The organism is Streptomyces cupreus, assembly GCF_014257025.1.
In the GTDB taxonomy this organism is placed as follows: domain Bacteria; phylum Actinomycetota; class Actinomycetes; order Streptomycetales; family Streptomycetaceae; genus Streptomyces; species Streptomyces cupreus.
In genome coordinates, this window is the sequence record NZ_JACMSF010000044.1 from 23,214 (window position 1) to 41,403 (window position 18,190).

An 18,190-nucleotide genomic window follows, 5' to 3' on the forward strand; every position below is an offset into this window, starting at 1 on the left:
GGGTGCACGATCACAGAACGTATGCAACCCATTGCCGGTGCTTGCGTCAAGTGACGGAAGGCAGTGGCGATCATGCCACTGCCTCCGTGTTGTTCACGCCATGGTTCGCGTGTCGCTCAGGTCACTTGACTGCCTGTCAGACGATGTCGCCCTTGCCGGTCCCGGGGGTGCCGATCTCCGCGGCGTTGAGCTCGTCGACATCCTCGGCGCCGAGCACCGCGCCCGTGCTGCGCTTGCTGCGCCGCAGCCTGGCCTCCAGCCAGCCGGCGAAGCTGGTCAGGATGAAGTTCAGGACGATGAAGATGACCGCCACCACGATGAAGCTCGGGATGACGTTGGCGTAGTTCGCCGCGAGCGTGCCGCGCGCGTTCAGCAGCTCGGTGAAGCCGAGCATCACGCCGCCCAGCGCGGTGTCCTTCACGATGACGACCAACTGGCTGACGATGGCCGGGAGCATCGCCGTGACCGCCTGCGGGAGCAGGATGGTGGTCATCGTCTGGCCCTTGCGCAGACCGATCGCCTGGGCGGCCTCCGTCTGCCCCTTGGGCAGCGCGAGGATGCCCGCGCGGACGATCTCGGCGAGGACCGAGGCGTTGTAGAGCACCAGGCCGGTGACGACCGCGTAGAGGGGCCGGTCCGCGCTGCTGACGTCCGTGTAGCGGGCGTAGAACTCGTTGGCGAACAGCATCAGCAGCAGCACCGGGATGGCCCGGAAGAACTCGACCACGGCGCCCGCCGGCATCCGCACCCAGCGGTGGTCCGACATACGGGAGATACCGAAGAAGGCGCCCAGCGGCAGCGCGATGATCATCGCGAGCGCCGCTGCCTTGAGGGTGTCGCCAAGACCGGGCAGCAGATAGGTCGTCCAGGCCTCGGACTGGGTGAACGGCTCCCACAGGGCCCACCTCAGCTGGCCCTTGTCGTCCATCACCTGCCAGATCCACCACGCCAGCAGAGCGAGCAGGACGAAGAACACGACAGAGAAGAGCAGATTGCGCCGCTTGGCCTTGGGGCCGGGGGCGTCGTACAGAACGGAGGTCACCGCTTCACCGCCAGTCGCTTGCTCAGCCAGCCCAGGAACAGACCGGTGGGCAGGGTAAGTACCACGAAACCGAAGGCGAAGATCGCGCCGATGAGCAGCGTCTGGGCCTCGTTCTCGATCATTTCCTTCATCAGCAGGGCCGCTTCCGCGACACCGATCGTGGCCGCCACGGTCGTGTTCTTGGTCAGCGCGATCAGCACGTTGGCCAGCGGGCCGATGACCGAGCGGAACGCCTGCGGCAGGACGATGAGCCGGAGCACCTGGCTGAAGCTCAGCCCGATGGCCCGGGCCGCCTCGGCCTGTCCGACCGGCACGGTGTTGATGCCGGAGCGCAGCGCCTCACAGACGAAGGCGGCGGTGTAGGCGACCAGGCCGAGGATCGCCAGGCGGAAGCCCTGGGCCTCGAAGTCGTCGGGCGCGCCCATCGTCATACCGAAGATGTCGGCGAGGCCGAGCGAGGTGAAGACGATGATGACGGTCAGGGGGATGTTCCGGACGATGTTCACATAACTGGTGCCGAAGCCGCGCATCAGAGGAACCGGGCTGACCCGCATGGCCGCCAGCAAGGTGCCCCAGATCAGGGAACCTACGGCAGAGAAGAAGGTGAGCTGCACCGTCACCCAGAAGGCGCCCAGCAGGCTCGGGTCGTCATAGTCAGAAAGAAAGTCGAACACGATCTCCCGCGCTTCCGGGTGTGTGGCGTACGTGGTGTACGCGGCGGTCGTGTCGGGCCACCGTCGTACTGACGTGCCGCGCCGCCGCCGTGAGGGTCAGGCCGACGGCGGCGGCGCGTCCGCGGAATCCGCGTTACTGAACGATGTTCCCGATCTTCGGGGCGGGCTCGTTCTTGTAGTCGGCCGGGCCGAAGTTGTCCGTGACGGCCTTCTCCCAGGCCTTCTCGCTGACCATCTTCTCCAGCGCGTCGTTGATCTTGTTCACGGTCTCGGTGTCACCCTTCTTGACGCCGATGCCGTAGTTCTCGTTGCTCAGCTTCAGGCCGGCGAGCTTGAACTGGCCCTTGTACTGCTCCTGCGCGGCGAAGCCGGCGAGGATCGAGTCGTCCGTCGTCAGCGCGTCCACGGCACCGCTCTGAAGTGCGGCAACGCACTCCGAGTAGGTGCTGACCTGCTTCAGCTGGGCCTTCGGGGCGAAGTCGTTCTTGACGTTCTGCGCCGAGGTGGAGCCGGTCACGGAGCAGAGCTTCTTGCCGTTGAGGTCCGTGGCCTCGGTGATGTCCGAGTCCGACTTGACCAGCAGGTCCTGGTGGGCCAGCAGGTACGGACCGGCGAAGTCGACCTTCTCCTTGCGCTCGTCGGTGATCGAGTACGTGGCCGCGATGAAGTCCACGTCGCCGCGGGCGAGGGCGTTCTCGCGGTCGGCGCTCTTGGTCTCGATGAACTCGATCTGGTCCGGCTCGTAGCCGAGCTCGCCCGCCACGTAGGTGGCGACGTCCACGTCGAAGCCGGAGAAGGATCCGTCCGGCTCCTTCAGGCCCAGACCGGGCTGGTCGTACTTGATGCCGACCTTGATCTTGTCGCCGCCGCCGGAGCCCGTGTCGGCGCTGTCGCTGTCGTTGTCGTCGCCACCACAGGCGGTCGCGGTGAGGGAGAGGACGAGCGCAGCGGCCGCCGCGGCGGTGACCTTGCGGAGCTTCATGGTGAACATCCTTTGTCTGGTGAAGAGATGCGAGCCGTCAATGCGGGTGACGCAGGGCCGTCGAGTACGTCGATGCGTCGTCAGTGGTGCAGGATCTTGGACAGGAAGTCCTTCGCACGGTCGCTGCGCGGGTTGCTGAAGAACTGGTCCGGCACAGCCTCTTCGACGATCCGCCCGTCCGCCATGAACACCACTCGATTGGCGGCCGAACGAGCGAAACCCATCTCATGGGTGACGACGATCATGGTCATGCCGTCCCGGGCGAGCTGCTGCATGACCTCCAGCACCTCGTTGATCATTTCCGGGTCCAGGGCCGAGGTCGGCTCGTCGAAGAGCATGACCTTCGGGTCCATCGCCAGGGCGCGTGCGATGGCCACGCGCTGCTGCTGGCCGCCGGAGAGCTGAGCGGGGTACTTGTCCGCCTGGTTGGCCACGCCCACCCGGTCCAGCAGGGCGCGGGCCTTCTCCTCGGCCTTCTTCTTGTCGGTCTTGCGGACCTTGATCTGGCCCAGCATCACATTCTCGAGCACGGTCTTGTGCGCGAAAAGGTTGAACGACTGGAAGACCATGCCGACATCGGCGCGCAGCCGGGCCAGCTCCTTGCCCTCCGCGGGCAGCGGTTTGCCGTCGATGACGATCGTCCCCGAGTCGATCGTCTCCAGGCGGTTGATGGCGCGGCACAGGGTGGACTTCCCGGACCCGGAGGGCCCGATGACCACGACGACCTCGCCGCGGGCGATCGTCAGGTCGATATCCTGGAGCACGTGCAACGCGCCGAAATGCTTGTTGACACTCTTCAGGACGACCAGCTCGCCGGTCGCGGCCACATCTTCCTTGGCCACCGATACTTCGGTCATCGCTCTCAGGCTCCGTCCTCCTCGGTTTCGGAGGACAGTAATAACCGTATCCGACCTGCGTCATCAGTCCTGAGGGGAATTTGAGCATCACGATCCGGTAGCAATCAGACACGTGTCGTAGCACTTGCGACCTGGGCGCGTACCGGGTGGGTAACGACCACCCGCGCGCAACCGGAACCCACTTGACGGCGTCATCGTCCATCAGCGTGACTGCCATGGTGCATGCGCGCGTGTGCCCGAATCATGTCTAGTTGATCTACCCGTACGGCCGATGAACAGGAGGGGGACGGGATGAGACTGCTCCTCGTCGAGGACGACAACCATGTCGCCGCCGCCCTGTCCGCGGTCCTGGCGCGGCACGGTTTCGACGTCACCCACGCCCGCAGCGGCGAGGAGGCACTCCAGGCGCTGGTCCCGGAGGGGCCCGGCTTCGGCGTGGTCCTGCTCGACCTGGGCCTGCCCGACCAGGACGGCTACGAGGTCTGCGGCAAGATCCGCAAGCGCACCAGCACCCCCGTGATCATGGTGACCGCCCGCTCCGACGTGCGCTCCCGCATCCACGGCCTCAACCTCGGCGCCGACGACTACGTGGTCAAGCCGTACGACACCGGCGAACTGCTCGCCCGGATCCACGCCGTCAGCCGGCGCACCGTCCACGAGGACCCCGCGTCCGGCGGCGACACCGTGCTGCGACTCGGCCCCGTGCACATCGAACTGCCCACCCGGCAGGTCAGCGTGGACGGCTCGGTCGTCCAGCTGACCCGCAAGGAGTTCGATCTCCTCGCCCTGCTCGCCCAGCGGCCCGGGGTGGTCTTCCGCCGGGAGCAGATCATCAGCGAGGTGTGGCGGACCAGCTGGGAGGGGACCGGACGCACCCTGGAGGTCCATGTGGCCTCCCTCAGGGCCAAGCTGCGGATGCCGGCCCTGATCGAGACCGTGCGCGGCGTCGGCTACCGGCTCGTCGCCCCGGCCGCCTAGCGGGTACGGGTGCGCACTCGACTCCTTCCGCTGCTCATCGTCCTGATGGCGGCCGTGCTGCTGGCGCTCGGGGTGCCGCTCGCCGTCAGCCTGGCCGCCGCCCAGCAGCAGAAGGTGGTCGTCGACCGGATCGACGACACGGCGTACTTCGCGGCCATGGCCCGCTCGGTCATGGACACCCCCGAGGGCCCGCGCGACGAGGGCCGCACCCTGAGCCGGGAGCTGGAGAGCTACTACGGCGTCTACGGCATCCGGGCCGGCGTCTTCCTGCCGGGCGACACCCCGCTGGCCAACGCGCCGGAGACCTGGTTCCTGCCCGAGGCGGGCGAGGTGCGCGACGCCTTCGAGGAGGCCCTGCTCAGCCGGCGCAGCCACGACCCGCAGCAGGTGTGGCCCTGGCAGCGGAACCGCCTCGTGGTTGCCTCGCCGGTCGTCCGGGACGGCGATGTCGTCGCGGTCGTCGTCACCGACTCGCCCACCGGGGAGATGCGCTCGCGGATCCTGTACGGCTGGATGGTCATCGCCGCGGGCGAGTTCGCCGCGATGCTGCTCGCCGTCGGTGCCGCGCTGCGGCTGACCGGCTGGGTGCTCCGACCCGTGCGCGTCCTGGACGCCACCACCCACGCCATCGCGAGCGGCGCCCTGAAGTCCCGGGTCGCGGCGGCCGGCGGTCCACCGGAACTTCGGCGCCTTGCCCGGTCGTTCAACGAGATGGCGGACAACGTCGAGGACGTGCTGGAGCAGCAGCGCGCCTTCGTCGCCGACGCCTCGCACCAGCTGCGCAACCCGCTCTCGGCGCTGCTGCTGCGCATCGAGCTGCTCGCCCTCGAACTGCCCGAGGGCAATGAGGAGATCGCCTCGGTCCAGGCCGAGGGCAAGCGTCTCGCCCAGGTCCTGGACGATCTGCTCGACCTGGCGCTCGCCGAGCACACCGCCGCCGACCTGCGGCTCACCGACATCGGCGCGCTGACCGCCGAGCGGGTCGCCGCCTGGTCGCCGACGGCCGAGGCGAAGGGGGTCGAGCTGACCGGGGACTGTCCGGCCACCACCGCCTGGGTCGACCCGGTGGCGCTGTCGTCCGCGCTGGACGCGGTGATCGACAACGCCGTGAAGTTCACGCCGGAGGGCGAGCGGGTCGAGGTGGCGGTCGCGTCCAACGGCAGCACCGCGACCGTCGTCGTCGCCGACCACGGGCCCGGCCTCACCGACGAGGAGCTCGCCCGCGTCGGCGACCGCTTCTGGCGCAGCGGCCGCCATCAGAACGTCAAGGGCTCGGGCCTGGGCCTGTCCATCTCCCGGGCCCTGCTCTCGGCGGGCGGCGGGACGATCGCGTACGACCATCACGAGCCGCACGGTCTGAAGGTGACGGTGCGGGTGCCGAGGAGCGAGACCTAGGGCTTGACCGAGCGGTAGTAGCGCCGGGCGCCCTCGTGCAGCGGGAGCGGGTCGGTGTAGATCGCGGTGCGTACGTCGACCAGCTGGGCGGAGTGGACGTGCGCGCCGATGCCGTCACGGCTGTCGAGCACGGTCCGGGTCAGCCACTCGGTGAGCCGGGGGTCCAGGTCCTTGCGGGTCACGAGGAGGTTGGAGACGGCCATCGTCGCGACCGTGGAGCCGTTCTGGATGGTCTTGTAGGCCGATTCCGGCATGTTGGTGGCCCGGTAGTACCGGGTGGCGCCGCCCTGGGCGTGCACCCGGGCGACCAGGGCGGAGTCGATGGGCACGAACCGGAAGGCGGAGGTCTCGGCCAGCTCCCGAAGCCCGCGCGTGGGCAGACCGCCGGACCAGAAGAACGCGTCCAGCTCGGACCCCAGCCGCTTCGGACCGGTGTCGATGCCGTCCGACCGGGGTGTGATGTCCTTCTCCGGGTCGATTCCGGCCGCCTCCAGCACGCGGTTGGCGATGAGCCGCACACCCGAGTTCGGCAGCCCTATGGCCACCCGCTTGCCCCGCAGATCCGCGACGGACTCGATGTCGGAGTCCGGCGGGACGACGAGCTGCACATAGTCGTCGTACAGCCGCGCCACCCCACGCAGCCGGTCCGCGCCGGTGCCGCCGTCGGTCTCGTACGTGGCCACTGCGTCCGCCGCGGCGATGGCGACGTCGGCCTCCCCGGTCGCCACGCTTTGCACGTTCTCCTGTGACCCGGCACTGGTCACCAGCTCGACCTTCAGGCCCGGCATGTCCTTGGCGAGCTCCTTCTGGAGCCGCTCGCCGTACTCGTAGTACACCCCGGCCCGGGTTCCCGTGCTGAACGTGATCGTCCCGCTCGGCGGCTCCTCGCCCAGGGGCAGCAGCCACCACAGCAGCAGCCCGAGCGCGACGAAGCCGGCGACCGCGCCCTGGAGGGCCCGGCGCCTGCCGACAGGGGGGAACAGCGTGGGCATGCGGGCGATACTGCCAGGGTCCTCGGTCCCCTGACCAGGGGCGGCGCCTCTCGCCCGCCGGTCCGGCACCCCTACCGGTCGGCCACCGGGGCCTCCGATTCCTCGTACTGCCGCGATTCCTCCGGCTTCCGCGCCGCGGTCCGCCGTCCCACCCACCACATCGCCACCGGCTCCGTGAAGCGGGCCGTCAGCGGGCCGACGATGACCAGGATCAGGACGTAGGCCGTGGCCAGGGGGCCCAGGGACGGTTCGATTCCCGCGCTCACCGCCAGGCCCGCGATGACGATCGAGAACTCGCCGCGAGCCACCAGGGCGCCGCCCGCGCGCCAGCGGCCCTTCACGGAGATGCCCGCCCGCCGCGCGGCCCAGTAGCCGGTCGCGATCTTCGTCGCCGCAGTCACCAGCGCCAGCGCCAGCGCGGGCAGCAGGACCGGAGCGATGCTCGCCGGGTTCGTGTGCAGGCCGAAGAAGACGAAGAACACCGCGGCGAACAGGTCCCGCAGGGGGCTGAGCAGGGTGTGCGCGCCCTCCGCGACCTCCCCGGACAGGGCGATGCCCACCAGGAAGGCGCCCACCGCCGCGGACACCTGGAGCTGCTGGGCGACGCCCGCGACCAGGATGGTCAGGCCCAGCACCACCAGCAGCAGCTTCTCCGGGTCGTCACTGGAGACGAAACGGGAGATCACACGGCCGTAGCGGACCGCGACGAAGAGGACGAGGCCCGCCGCGCCCAGCGCGATGCCCAGCGTGACGCCGCCCGCCAGCAGGCCCGCCCCGGCGACCAGGGCCGTGACGATGGGCAGGTACACCGCCATCGCCAGGTCCTCCAGGACCAGGACGCTGAGGATGACCGGGGTCTCGCGGTTGCCCACCCGGCCCAGGTCGCCCAGCACCTTCGCGATGACGCCGGAGGAGGAGATCCAGGTGACGCCGGCCAGGACCACGGCCGCCACCGGGCCCCAGCCCAGCAGCAGCGCCGCCGCCGCGCCCGGGAGCGCGTTGAGCGCGCCGTCGACGAGTCCCGCGGGGTAGTGGGCCTTGAGGTTCGTGACGAGATCGCCGGCCGTGTACTCAAGGCCCAGCATCAGCAGCAGGAGGATGACGCCGATCTCCGCGCCCGCCGCGATGAATCCCTCGCTCGCCCCGAGCGGCAGCAGCCCGCCCTCGCCGAAGGCCAGCCCGGCGAGCAGGTACAGCGGGATCGGGGAGAGCCGGAAGCGGGCGGCGGCCCGGCCGAGCAGACCCAGGCCGAGGATGATCGAACCGAACTCGATCAGCAGGATGCCGGAATGCACCGGTTCACTCCCGCCCGAGTATCGAGGCGGCGGCGTCCACGCCCTCGCGGGTGCCGATGACGATCAGGGTGTCACCGCCCATCAGCCGGAAGTCCGGCGCGGGGGAGGGGATGGCCTCGGCCCGTCGCAGCACCGCCACCACGGAGGCTCCCGTCTCGGTGCGCATCCGGGTGTCGCCCAGCAGCCGTCCGTTCCAGCGCGAGGCCGCGGCCACCTCGATCCGCTCGGCGACCAGGCCCAGGTCGGTGGTGTAGAGCAGGCTCGCGCTGTGGTGGGACGGCTTCAGCGCGTCGATCAGCGAGTCCGCCTCGGGGCCGGTCAGCCGCAGGGACTGCAGGCACGAGTCGGGATCGTCGGTCCGGTACACATTCACCGTGCGGCCGCCGTCGCGGTGTGCCACCACGGACAGATGGCGGTGTTCCCGGGTCACGAGGTCGTACTGGACCCCGATGCCGGGCAGCGGCGTCGCCCTGAGGCGTGGCACAGACACGTTTCTTCCCCTTGCTCTTCGTGATCGTGATGGCCCGGTCGGCATGCTGCCAGCCACCCGTACGGTGGCGATATGGGTGCTGACACGGATATACGCGACCGGACTCGGGCGGCGAACCTGGCGACGGCCGTGCCAGGGAGAGCCGGAAGGAGTCGCAGCGCGCCCGTGTCCCTGTTCTGTCGGATCTTCTCGCTCAACGCCACAGGCCTGGTCGTGGCCGCGGCCCTGCTGCTGGGCCCGGTCACCGTCTCGACGCCGGTGCTGCCCGCCGAGGCGCTGGTGGTCGTCGCGGGCCTCGCCCTGCTGCTGATCGGCAACGCCGTCGTGCTGCGGCTGGGGCTCGCCCCCCTGCACCGGCTGGGCCGGGCCATGGCCGCCGCCGACCTGCTGCGCCCCGGGGCCCGCGCGATGGTCGCGGGACCGGCGGAGGCGGCCGAGCTGATCAGGACGTACAACACGATGCTCGACCGGTTGCAGAGCGAGCGGGCCGCCGGGGCCGCTCGTGCCCTGTCCGCGCAGGAGCGCGAGCGCCGGCGGATCGCGCGGGAGCTGCACGACGAGGTCGGACAGACGCTGACCGCCGTACTGCTCCAGCTCAAGCGGGTCGCCGACCGGGCGCCCGAGGAACTGCGCGAGGAGGTGGGCCAGGCGCAGGAGGCCACCGGGGCCGGCCTCGACGAGATCCGGCGTATCGCCCGCCGACTGCGCCCCGGCGTCCTGGAGGAGCTCGGTCTGGCCAGCGCCCTGCGCTCACTCGCCGTCGAGTTCACCACGCACGGCCTGACCGTACGCCACCACATCCCCGCCGAACTGCCCCCGCTCACCGAGGAGTCGGAACTCGTGCTCTACCGGGTCGCCCAGGAGGGCCTGACCAACACCGCCCGCCACGCGGGTGCCGACCGCGCGGAGATCATGCTCAGGCCCTTCGCCGACGGCGTCGAACTGGTCGCACGTGACAACGGCCAGGGGCTCGGCGACGTTCCCGAGGGTGCCGGCATCCGGGGGATGCGGGAGCGGGCGCTGCTGGTGGGGGCGGAGTTGTCCGTGGGGCCGGGGCCCGGGCGGGGGACGGAGACACGGCTGCGGGTGGGTGGTCGTTGATGCCCGCGCCGATCCGGGTGCTCCTCGCCGACGATCACACCCTCGTGCGCCGGGGCGTACGGCTCATCCTGGACGGTGAGCCGGATCTGGAGGTCGTCGCCGAGGCTGCCGACGGGGCCGAGGCGGTCGCGCTGGCCCGGTCCCGCGAGGTCGATCTGGCGGTGCTGGACATCGCCATGCCGCGGACGACCGGCCTCCAGGCGGCCAGGGAACTCTCCCGGCGCCTCCCGGACCTGCGGATCCTGATCCTGACCAGGTACGACAACGAGCAGTACTTCTTCGAGGCGCTGAAGGCGGGCGCGGGCGGTCACGTCCTCAAGTCCGTCGCCGACCGCGATCTGGTCGAGGCCTGCCGGGCGGCCGTACGCGATGAGCCGTTCATCTACCCCGGGGCCGAACGGGCCCTGGTCCGCTCATACTTGGAGCGGCTGCAAGGCGGTGACCGGCTGCCGGAGCGGCCCGTGACCGAGCGCGAGGAGGAGATACTCAAGCTGGTCGCCGAGGGGCACACCTCGAAGGAGATCGGTGAGCTGCTCTTCATCAGCGCGAAGACGGTCGAGCGGCATCGGGCCAATCTGCTCCAGAAGCTGGGCGTGCGGGACCGGCTGGAGCTGACGCGGTACGCGATACGGGCGGGCCTCATCGAGCCCTGAGACGCAGGTATGGACTAAGCGGGGATACGGCGTCATTATGACGCCGCCATGACAAGTCTGACGAGCTTCCTCAGGGCGGCCCTGGTCGCCGTCCTCCTCCTGCCCCTCACCTCCGCTCCCGCCCAGGCGGCGCCGGACGACTGGACGGGCCCGCTCAGCACCCGGGGCCGCTGGATCGTCGACGCGGACGGCGAACGCTTCAAGCTGCGCTCGGGCAACTGGCACGGCGCCAGCGGCACCTGGAACGGCTCGGGCAGCGCCGACGAGGACGCCAACCATCACGCGGGCGAGAACTCCGGGCGCATCCCACTCGGCCTGGACCGCGCCCCCATGGCCGAGATCATCGCCGGTTTCCGGGAGATCGGGATCAACAGCATCCGGCTGCCCTTCTCCAACGAGATGATCCACGACACCCGCCCGGTCACGGACGACGCCGTCGCGGCCAACCCCTCCCTGCGCGGAAAGACACCGCTCCAGGTCTACGACGTCGTGGTCCGCGACCTCACCTCCGCCGGACTCGCCGTCATCCTCAACAACCACACCAACACGACCCGCTGGTGCTGCGGAGTCGACGGCAACGAGCGCTGGAACACCAGCCAGTCCACCCAGACCTGGGAGAACGACTGGCTGTTCATGGCCCGCCGCTACCAGGACAACACGCGGGTCGTCGGCGCCGACCTCTACAACGAGGTCCGCCGCAACGTCTGGGACGACCCCAACTGGGGCCTGGGCGACGACCACGACTGGTTCGCGGCCTCGCAGAGGGTCGCGGACCGGCTGCTGCTGGAGGCCAATCCGAACCTTCTGATCATCGTCGAGGGCATCAACTGGACCGGCATCCCGGTCGACGGCTTCGCCCATGAACGCCCAACCCTGGAGCCGGTACGCCACCTCTCGCACACCCTCGTCGACTCGGGCAAGCTCGTGTACTCGGCCCACTTCTACGACTACACGGGCCCGAACCACAGCGGCGCGACCGGCACCGGCGAGACCACCGACCCGCGCTACCGGGACCTGAGCCCGAGCGAGCTGATCGACGTCCTGAACCGCCAGGCCTTCTACGTCAGCTCCGAACCGGACCGGCACTACACCGCCCCTGTCTGGATCAGCGAGTTCGGCGTCGGGGGCCGCGAGGAGACCGGCGCCAAGCAGCGGGCCTGGTTCGAGAACTTCGTCGACCACCTCATCCGCACCGACGCCGACTTCGCGTACTGGCCGCTCGTCGGCTGGCACGAGGACCGCAAGGGCAACGGCTGGGCGCTGCTGCACTGGGACGCGGCGGGCAACCGGATGGGCCTCTACGACGGTGACGACTGGCGGGCCGCCGCCTGGACCCGGCTGATCGGGGCGCAGGGCCGGACCGGGCCGGTGGCGGCCGTGGCCGACTGGTCCATGCTCAGCCCCGACGACGGCGACTTCATCGCCTCCCGGCGCATGCGCGCGCAGCCCGACTGGAACCCCGGCGCACGCAAGGCCGTCTGCCCGGACGGACAGCGCCTGCTGGGCCTCAGCCACACCGGGAACCGCGGGCTCTGCTCGGACGCGGGCTTCTCGGCGGGCTCGGGTGCCTACGAGGTGGTCGTCGACGAGCGGCACGTCCGACAGGACTGGGCGTCCGGCTACACGAAACTCCAGTGCCCGGACGGATCCGTGCTCACCGGGTACAGCGTCCGCGGCTCGGCGGTCTCCGCCGCGCTGTGCACGGCCGGCTCGGTCGGCGGCACGAGCGGCCGTCCGGTCTGGTTCGACCGGGGCGACAACCGAGGGCCGGCGCCCAAGGGCGGGGACTTCGCGTACGGCCACTACAAGGGGCAGTGCGCCGACGACGAGTACGCCGCCGGGATCGCGTACACGGGCCGGGTGGGGTCGGGGCGGACGCCGGACGCGCTGTACTGCCGCAAGTGATCAGCACGCGCGCGTGAGGGCGGCCGGGAGGGGTGCTCCCGGCGCGCCCTTACCCTTATGGCATGAGCAGCATCGACCGGAGCCACGCCGTGGACGTCAAGCGAACGTATGAGGTGCGCACCTACGGGTGCCAGATGAACGTCCACGACTCCGAGCGATTGTCCGGGCTGCTGGAAGAGGCCGGCTACGTCCGGGCCCCCGAGGGTGCCGACGGCGACGCCGACGTCGTCGTCTTCAACACCTGCGCCGTCCGCGAGAACGCCGACAACCGGCTCTACGGCAACCTCGGGCGCCTCGCCCCGAAGAAGGCCTCGCGGCCCGGTATGCAGATCGCGGTCGGCGGCTGTCTGGCGCAGAAGGACCGCGACACCATCGTGAAGAAGGCGCCCTGGGTGGACGTCGTCTTCGGCACGCACAACATCGGCAAGCTGCCCGTCCTGCTGGAGCGCGCCCGCGTGCAGGAGGAGGCCCAGGTCGAGATCGCCGAGTCGCTGGAGGCATTCCCGTCGACCCTGCCGACCCGGCGCGAGAGCGCGTACGCGGCCTGGGTGTCGATCTCCGTCGGCTGCAACAACACCTGCACCTTCTGCATCGTCCCGGCCCTGCGCGGCAAGGAGAAGGACCGCCGCCCCGGCGACATCCTCGCCGAGGCCGAGGCCCTGGTCGCCGAGGGCGTCTCCGAGATCACGCTGCTCGGCCAGAACGTCAACGCGTACGGCTCCGACATCGGCGACCGCGAAGCCTTCAGCAAGCTGCTGCGGGCCTGCGGGAACATCGAGGGCCTGGAGCGCGTCCGCTTCACCTCCCCGCACCCCCGCGACTTCACCGACGACGTCATCGCCGCCATGGCCGAGACCCCGAACGTGATGCCGCAGCTGCACATGCCGCTCCAGTCCGGTTCGGACACGGTCCTGAAGGCGATGCGCCGTTCTTACCGGCAGGAGCGTTACCTCGGGATCATCGAGAAGGTGCGCGCCGCCATCCCGCACGCGGCCATCACCACCGACATCATCGTGGGCTTCCCCGGCGAGACCGAGGAGGACTTCGAGCAGACGATGCACGTGGTCCGCGAGGCCCGCTTCGCGCAGGCGTTCACCTTCCAGTACTCCAAGCGCCCCGGCACCCCGGCCGCGACCATGGAGAACCAGATCCCCAAGGAGGTCGTCCAGGCGCGCTACGAGCGTCTCGTCGCCCTTCAGGAGGAGATCTCCTGGGAGGAGAACAAGAAGCAGGTCGGCCGCACCGTGGAGCTGATGGTCGCCGAGGGCGAGGGCCGCAAGGACGGCGCCACGCACCGTCTCTCCGGCCGCGCCGCCGACAACCGCCTGGTCCACTTCACCAAGCCGGACCAGGAGGTCCGCCCCGGCGACGTGGTCACGGTCGAGATCACCTACGCCGCCCCCCACCACCTCCTGGCCGAGGGCGAGGTCCTCTCCGTGCGCCGCACGCGCGCGGGTGACGCGTGGGAGAAGCACAACGCGGCCGAGGCGGCGAAGCCGGCGGGCGTGATGCTGGGCCTGCCGAAGATCGGCACTCCGGAGCCCCTGCCGGTGGCCACGGGGAGCGGCTGCGGCTGCGACTGACGCCCTGGTGACGTCGCGCTGACGCCGCGCGGGGTTACGCTGCCGATCATGCTTGTCGCCGCTGCCGTCTGTCCCTGTCCGCCCCTGTTCGTGCCCGAGGTCGCCTCGGGGGCCGCGCCCGAGCTGGACGCCGCGCGTGCCGCGTGTGCGGACGCGCTCGGGGTGCTCGCCGCCGCGCGGCCCGATCGGCTGGTGGTCGTCGGGCCCGCCGGGGAGCAGGAGCGCGGGGCTTACCCCGAGGGGGCGCGGGGTTCCTTCCGGGGCTTCGGCGTGGATCTCGACGTACAGCTGGGGAAGGCCGCGGCGGCCGGGCGGGCGCTGCCGACCTCGTTGGCGGTGGCGGCCTGGCTGTTGGACCGGGTCGGATGGGCCGATGCCCCGATCGAGGGACTCGCGGTGGCGGAACCTCTGGCCGCCGAGCGGTGTATTGAAATCGGAAGGGACATCGCCGCGGGCCCCGACCGTGTGGCGATGCTGGTGATGGGCGACGCCAGCGCCTGCCGCACCCTCAAGGCACCCGGCTATCTCGACGAGCGGGCGGAACCCTTCGACGCGGCCGTCGCGCGGGCGCTGGGCACGGCGGACCTGGCCGCGCTCAAGGCGCTGGACACCGAGCTGGCGCACGAGCTGAAGACGTCCGGCCGGGCGCCCTGGCAGGTGCTCGCGGGTGCCGCGGAGGACGCCGGGCTGTCCGGGGCGCTGCTGTACGACAGCGCGCCGTACGGCGTGGGGTATCTGGTCGCGACCTGGTCGTAGCCCTTGGGCTGCCGCCGCACGACGGCGGACGGCCGGGAGCGTCCATGCTCCGCGGCCGTCCGTCGGCGTGCCGTGTTGCCTTGATCAGGAAGCCGGAGGCGGCGTGCCGGGCGGAGTGCTCGGCGGGTTGGTGCCGCCGCCCGTGCCCGTGCCGCCTTCGTCCTTGTGCGCGAGTCGGTCCATGGCGTCCTTGGCCTTGCCGGTGCCCGTCTGGATCTTCTCGTGGTACTTGCCCTTGGTCTTCTTGTCGACGACCTTGGCTGCCTTGTCCAGACCGTGCTGGACCTTGCCCCCGTGCTGCTGGGCGAGGCCGGACACCTTGCCCTTGGCCGGGCCGAGCTTGGCCTTCAAATTGTCCAGGAGACCCATCGTTCGCCTTCCCACGCGGGATCGTCAGGTGCGGGCGCCCTCGCCGGCCTCTCGCTCGGCCGCCTCGTCGGCGGACTGCTGCCTGGGGATCTCGATGCCCTCGGCCGGCTCGGCGTCGACGGCCTCCGTCGCCGTCGCCTCCTCCGGAGCCTTGGCCTCGACCTCCGTCGACCCCTTCGCCTCGGTGGCCTCTTCCGCCTGAGCCGCCTCTTCCGCCTCGGACCCGGCAGCTGTCGTGCCGGCCTGTGCCTCGGGGGCCGACGCCTCGTCCGACGCCTTCGACCTCCGAAGAAGCCGTGCCAAAACGCCCATATCAACTCCATACGTTACTCGTGCGGGCGAAATCCCGCGTCGTCCGGTGCGTCCGTTTGCGTCGCCCGGATCGCCGCCTCTCGGGGACCGGCGGCGCGAACCTCGCAACTGGCAACGACGTCGGACCCGCGCCGTTACGTAACTCGTTCGAGGCCACCCTGTGAGGTTTGCGAGACTGGGGCGGTGAGCAGCGCACCCTCCGCCCCCCGCGTCATCGCCGTCGTCGGCCCCACTGCGGCCGGAAAGTCCGATCTGGGCGTCTTTCTGGCCCGACAGCTCGGCGGCGAGGTCGTCAACGCCGACTCCATGCAGCTGTACCGAGGGATGGACATCGGCACCGCCAAGCTGACGCCCGAGGAGCGGGCCGGCGTACCGCACCATCTGCTGGACATCTGGGACGTCACCGTCACCGCGTCGGTCGCCGAGTACCAGCGGCTCGCCCGTGAGCGGATCGACGCGCTGCTCGCCGAGGGACGCTGGCCGATCCTGGTCGGCGGCTCCGGCCTGTACGTCCGTGCCGCCGTCGACAACCTGGAGTTCCCCGGCACCGACCCCGAGGTCCGCGCCCGCCTGGAGGAGGAGCTCACGCTGCGTGGCTCGGGCGCGCTGCACGCCCGTCTGGCCGCCGCGGACCCGGGCGCCGCGCAGGCGATCCTGCCCAGCAACGGCCGCCGTATCGTCCGCGCCCTTGAGGTGATCGAGATCACCGGCCAGCCCTTCACCGCCAACCTCCCGGGGCACGACTCGGTCTACGACACCGTGCAGATCGGCGTCGACGTCGCCCGCCCCGAACTCGACGAGCGCATCGCCCGCCGCGTCGACCGGATGTGGGACGCGGGGCTCGTCGACGAGGTGCGGGCGCTGGAGGCGCAGGGGTTGCGGGAGGGGCGTACGGCCTCGCGCGCGCTCGGCTACCAGCAGGTGCTCGCGGCGCTCGCCGGGGAGTGCACCATGGAGGAGGCCCGCGCCGAGACCGTACGGGCCACCAAACGCTTCGCGCGCCGCCAGGATTCATGGTTCAGGCGCGACCCGCGGGTGCACTGGCTGAGTGGGGCTGCGGCGGATCTCACAGAACTTCCGCACCTCGCACTGGCGTTGGTCGAACGACCGGTTACAGCCTGATCACGTCATGGCATCGGGACGCTCCGGCCGTCATCGCGGCCTCCGGCGGCGTGCCATCATCGAGCTTCGATCGACCAAGTGGAGTCCGAGTTGGGAGGGCGCGTGGCGATGGAGGCCGGCCCTCGCGACACCGCACAAGGTACCGAACCCGTCACCAGCGACCGGGGCGAACCGGAGCAGGACGGCGACCGTCTGAGCCCGGACGGGCCCGACGAGACCCAAGGTGGCGTGACCGCCGACGGCCCCGAGCCGGAGGAGATGTTCACGAGCGGCCCCGAGGTCGAGGTCGAACTGCGCCCGCAGCGCAAGCTGCGCATCTGGCAGCTCGCCCCCATCGTGTCCCTGGCCGCGGTCGGCTCCCTGATGTTCGCCTTCCCGCTGGCCTTCGACTTCGGTGACAGCGGCGCGGTGATCGCCATGCTGGGCCTGCTGATCTGCTCGTGCGCGGCGGGCTGGGGCATGATGGCGGCGCGCCGGGTGGGTTACACCTGGCCGGGCCTGCCGCAGCGGGGCTCGGGCCGCAGACCGGACTGGCGGGTCGTGCTGGCGTACGTGGTGGTGGTCGCCGCGGTGATCGTGCTGGCGGTGTGGCGCGTGGCGAGGCTGCGCTGAGCCGACGGCTCCGTTTCACGCACTGACAGTGCGGCACCGTACGATCGAGGAATGAGCAACTCGATCGCCTTCCTCAAGGGGCACGGAACCGAGAACGACTTCGTGATCGTCCCGGACCCCGAGAACGCCATCGACCTGCCCGCCTCCGCCGTCGCCGCGCTGTGCGACCGGCGCGCGGGCATCGGCGGTGACGGCCTGCTGCACGTCGTGCGGTCCGCCGCGCACCCCGAGGCGAAGGACATGGCGGCCGAGGCCGAGTGGTTCATGGACTACCGCAACGGCGACGGTTCGATCGCCGAGATGTGCGGCAACGGCGTCCGCGTCTTCGCCCGCTACCTCCAGCGCGCCGGACACGTCACCGAGGGAGACCTCGCGGTCGCCACGCGCGGGGGCGTGAAGCGCGTGCACCTCGCCAAGGATGGGGACGTCACCGTCGGCATGGGCAAGGCGCTGCTCCCCGAGGGGACCGTTACCGTGAGCGTCGGCGAGCGCAGCTGGCCCGCGCGCAATGTGAACATGGGCAACCCGCACGCCGTCGCCTTCGTGGAGGACCTCGCGCACGCCGGCGACCTGTACTCCCCGCCGCCGTTCAGCCCGGCGTCGGCCTACCCGGACGGGGTGAACGTCGAGTTCGTCGTCGACCGGGGCCCCCGTCACGTCGCCCTGCGGGTGCACGAGCGCGGCGCCGGTGAGACCCGCTCCTGCGGCACGGGCGCGTGCGCGGTCGCCGTCGCCACGGCGCGCCGGGACGGTGCCGACCCGGCTCTCACCGGCACCCCGGCGACGTACACCGTCGATGTGCCCGGCGGCACCCTGGTGATCACCGAGCGGCCCGACGGCGAGATCGAGATGACCGGACCCGCGGTGATCGTCGCCGAGGGGATTATCGACGCCGACTGGCTGGAGACGCTCGCCCGCTGAGGCCGGGCAACGACTTGGTATCGGTGTGCCGGGCGCCCGGCACACCGAGGGCGCTCCTTCCCGGCCGCCCGGTCGAGGATCGAAACCCCGGTCGGCCGCAGGTCGCGCGGTTCGAAACCGTAAACCTGCGAACCTTCGCTCGAATGGGTGA

19 protein-coding genes are annotated in these 18,190 nt (G+C 70.7%); 10 read left to right on the plus strand and 9 right to left on the minus strand.

Features of this window, described 5'->3' with window-relative positions:
- Positions 1 to 136 precede the first annotated feature (136 nt).
- The 4 genes from H4N64_RS31775 to H4N64_RS31790 all read right to left on the minus strand — a co-directional run bounded on the left by H4N64_RS31775 (position 137) and on the right by H4N64_RS31790 (position 3,555).
- Entirely contained in the window at positions 137 to 1,042 is a 906-nt protein-coding gene (locus H4N64_RS31775) for an ABC transporter permease subunit (protein ID WP_186285891.1), read from the minus strand.
- On the minus strand, positions 1,039 to 1,716 hold the full coding sequence (locus tag H4N64_RS31780) for an ABC transporter permease subunit (RefSeq protein ID WP_186285892.1): 678 nt from the start codon (positions 1,714 to 1,716) through the stop codon (positions 1,039 to 1,041). The genes H4N64_RS31775 and H4N64_RS31780 overlap by 4 nt, the downstream gene beginning before the upstream one ends.
- A gap of 133 nt (positions 1,717 to 1,849) precedes the next feature.
- Positions 1,850 to 2,698 carry a glutamate ABC transporter substrate-binding protein gene (locus tag H4N64_RS31785; protein WP_186285893.1) on the minus strand — a complete coding sequence of 283 codons (849 nt, stop codon included), beginning with the start codon at positions 2,696 to 2,698 and terminating at the stop codon, positions 1,850 to 1,852.
- 80 nt (positions 2,699 to 2,778) lie between these two features.
- The gene (locus H4N64_RS31790; protein ID WP_186285894.1) at positions 2,779 to 3,555 is read right to left on the minus strand and encodes an amino acid ABC transporter ATP-binding protein; all 777 of its coding nucleotides are present in this window, start codon (positions 3,553 to 3,555) and stop codon (positions 2,779 to 2,781) included.
- A 291-nt stretch (positions 3,556 to 3,846) separates the two neighbouring features.
- Between H4N64_RS31790 and H4N64_RS31795 the strand changes: the two genes are divergently transcribed.
- Positions 3,847 to 4,533 (plus strand): response regulator transcription factor, encoded by a 687-nt coding sequence (locus H4N64_RS31795; protein ID WP_186285895.1) that lies wholly within the window; start codon positions 3,847 to 3,849, stop codon positions 4,531 to 4,533.
- A 9-nt stretch (positions 4,534 to 4,542) separates the two neighbouring features.
- Positions 4,543 to 5,928: an ATP-binding protein gene (locus H4N64_RS31800; protein ID WP_186285896.1), complete on the plus strand. Its 1,386-nt coding sequence runs from the start codon at positions 4,543 to 4,545 to the stop codon at positions 5,926 to 5,928.
- On the opposite strand, the gene H4N64_RS31805 is transcribed toward H4N64_RS31800, so the two are convergent.
- The 3 genes from H4N64_RS31805 to H4N64_RS31815 form a co-directional block, all read right to left on the minus strand.
- Positions 5,925 to 6,920, minus strand: coding sequence for a TAXI family TRAP transporter solute-binding subunit (locus tag H4N64_RS31805; RefSeq protein WP_186285897.1), 996 nt, complete (start codon positions 6,918 to 6,920; stop codon positions 5,925 to 5,927). The genes H4N64_RS31800 and H4N64_RS31805 overlap by 4 nt on opposite strands.
- Positions 6,921 to 6,991: 71 nt before the next feature.
- Positions 6,992 to 8,215 carry a cation:proton antiporter domain-containing protein gene (locus H4N64_RS31810; protein WP_186285898.1) on the minus strand — a complete coding sequence of 408 codons (1,224 nt, stop codon included), beginning with the start codon at positions 8,213 to 8,215 and terminating at the stop codon, positions 6,992 to 6,994.
- Positions 8,216 to 8,219: 4 nt separating this feature from the next.
- Positions 8,220 to 8,705, minus strand: coding sequence for a cation:proton antiporter regulatory subunit (locus H4N64_RS31815; protein ID WP_186285899.1), 486 nt, complete (start codon positions 8,703 to 8,705; stop codon positions 8,220 to 8,222).
- Between the two features lie 165 nt (positions 8,706 to 8,870).
- On the opposite strand from H4N64_RS31815, the gene H4N64_RS31820 reads away from it, so the two are divergent.
- The 5 genes from H4N64_RS31820 (at position 8,871) to H4N64_RS31840 (ending at position 14,703) form a co-directional block, all read left to right on the plus strand.
- On the plus strand, positions 8,871 to 9,806 hold the full coding sequence (locus tag H4N64_RS31820; protein ID WP_336246843.1) for a sensor histidine kinase: 936 nt from the start codon (positions 8,871 to 8,873) through the stop codon (positions 9,804 to 9,806).
- Positions 9,806 to 10,459 (plus strand): response regulator, encoded by a 654-nt coding sequence (locus tag H4N64_RS31825; RefSeq protein WP_186285901.1) that lies wholly within the window; start codon positions 9,806 to 9,808, stop codon positions 10,457 to 10,459. Before H4N64_RS31820 ends, H4N64_RS31825 begins: the two co-directional genes overlap by 1 nt.
- A 48-nt stretch (positions 10,460 to 10,507) precedes the next feature.
- A complete protein-coding gene (locus H4N64_RS31830) occupies positions 10,508 to 12,364 on the plus strand; it encodes a glycoside hydrolase family 5 protein (protein WP_186285902.1) in 1,857 nt (618 codons plus the stop codon).
- Between the two features lie 62 nt (positions 12,365 to 12,426).
- Entirely contained in the window at positions 12,427 to 13,947 is a 1,521-nt protein-coding gene (gene miaB / locus H4N64_RS31835) for a tRNA (N6-isopentenyl adenosine(37)-C2)-methylthiotransferase MiaB (protein ID WP_186285903.1), read from the plus strand.
- Positions 13,948 to 13,995: 48 nt separating this feature from the next.
- Positions 13,996 to 14,703 (plus strand): class III extradiol dioxygenase subunit B-like domain-containing protein, encoded by a 708-nt coding sequence (locus H4N64_RS31840; RefSeq protein WP_186285904.1) that lies wholly within the window; start codon positions 13,996 to 13,998, stop codon positions 14,701 to 14,703.
- Positions 14,704 to 14,787: 84 nt separating this feature from the next.
- On the opposite strand, the gene H4N64_RS31845 is transcribed toward H4N64_RS31840, so the two are convergent.
- A complete protein-coding gene (locus H4N64_RS31845) occupies positions 14,788 to 15,072 on the minus strand; it encodes an antitoxin (RefSeq protein ID WP_186285905.1) in 285 nt (94 codons plus the stop codon).
- Positions 15,073 to 15,096: 24 nt separating this feature from the next.
- The gene (locus tag H4N64_RS31850; protein ID WP_186285906.1) at positions 15,097 to 15,384 is read right to left on the minus strand and encodes a hypothetical protein; all 288 of its coding nucleotides are present in this window, start codon (positions 15,382 to 15,384) and stop codon (positions 15,097 to 15,099) included.
- Between the two features lie 183 nt (positions 15,385 to 15,567).
- Here H4N64_RS31850 and miaA point away from each other — a divergent pair, with 183 nt between their 5' ends.
- From miaA to dapF, 3 genes are all read left to right on the plus strand, one after another.
- Positions 15,568 to 16,506, plus strand: coding sequence for a tRNA (adenosine(37)-N6)-dimethylallyltransferase MiaA (miaA, locus tag H4N64_RS31855; RefSeq protein ID WP_186285907.1), 939 nt, complete (start codon positions 15,568 to 15,570; stop codon positions 16,504 to 16,506).
- A gap of 108 nt (positions 16,507 to 16,614) precedes the next feature.
- Positions 16,615 to 17,118 carry a hypothetical protein gene (locus H4N64_RS31860; protein ID WP_186285932.1) on the plus strand — a complete coding sequence of 168 codons (504 nt, stop codon included), beginning with the start codon at positions 16,615 to 16,617 and terminating at the stop codon, positions 17,116 to 17,118.
- A 51-nt stretch (positions 17,119 to 17,169) separates the two neighbouring features.
- Positions 17,170 to 18,039 carry a diaminopimelate epimerase gene (gene dapF / locus H4N64_RS31865; protein ID WP_186285908.1) on the plus strand — a complete coding sequence of 290 codons (870 nt, stop codon included), beginning with the start codon at positions 17,170 to 17,172 and terminating at the stop codon, positions 18,037 to 18,039.
- Positions 18,040 to 18,190: the final 151 nt, after the last annotated feature.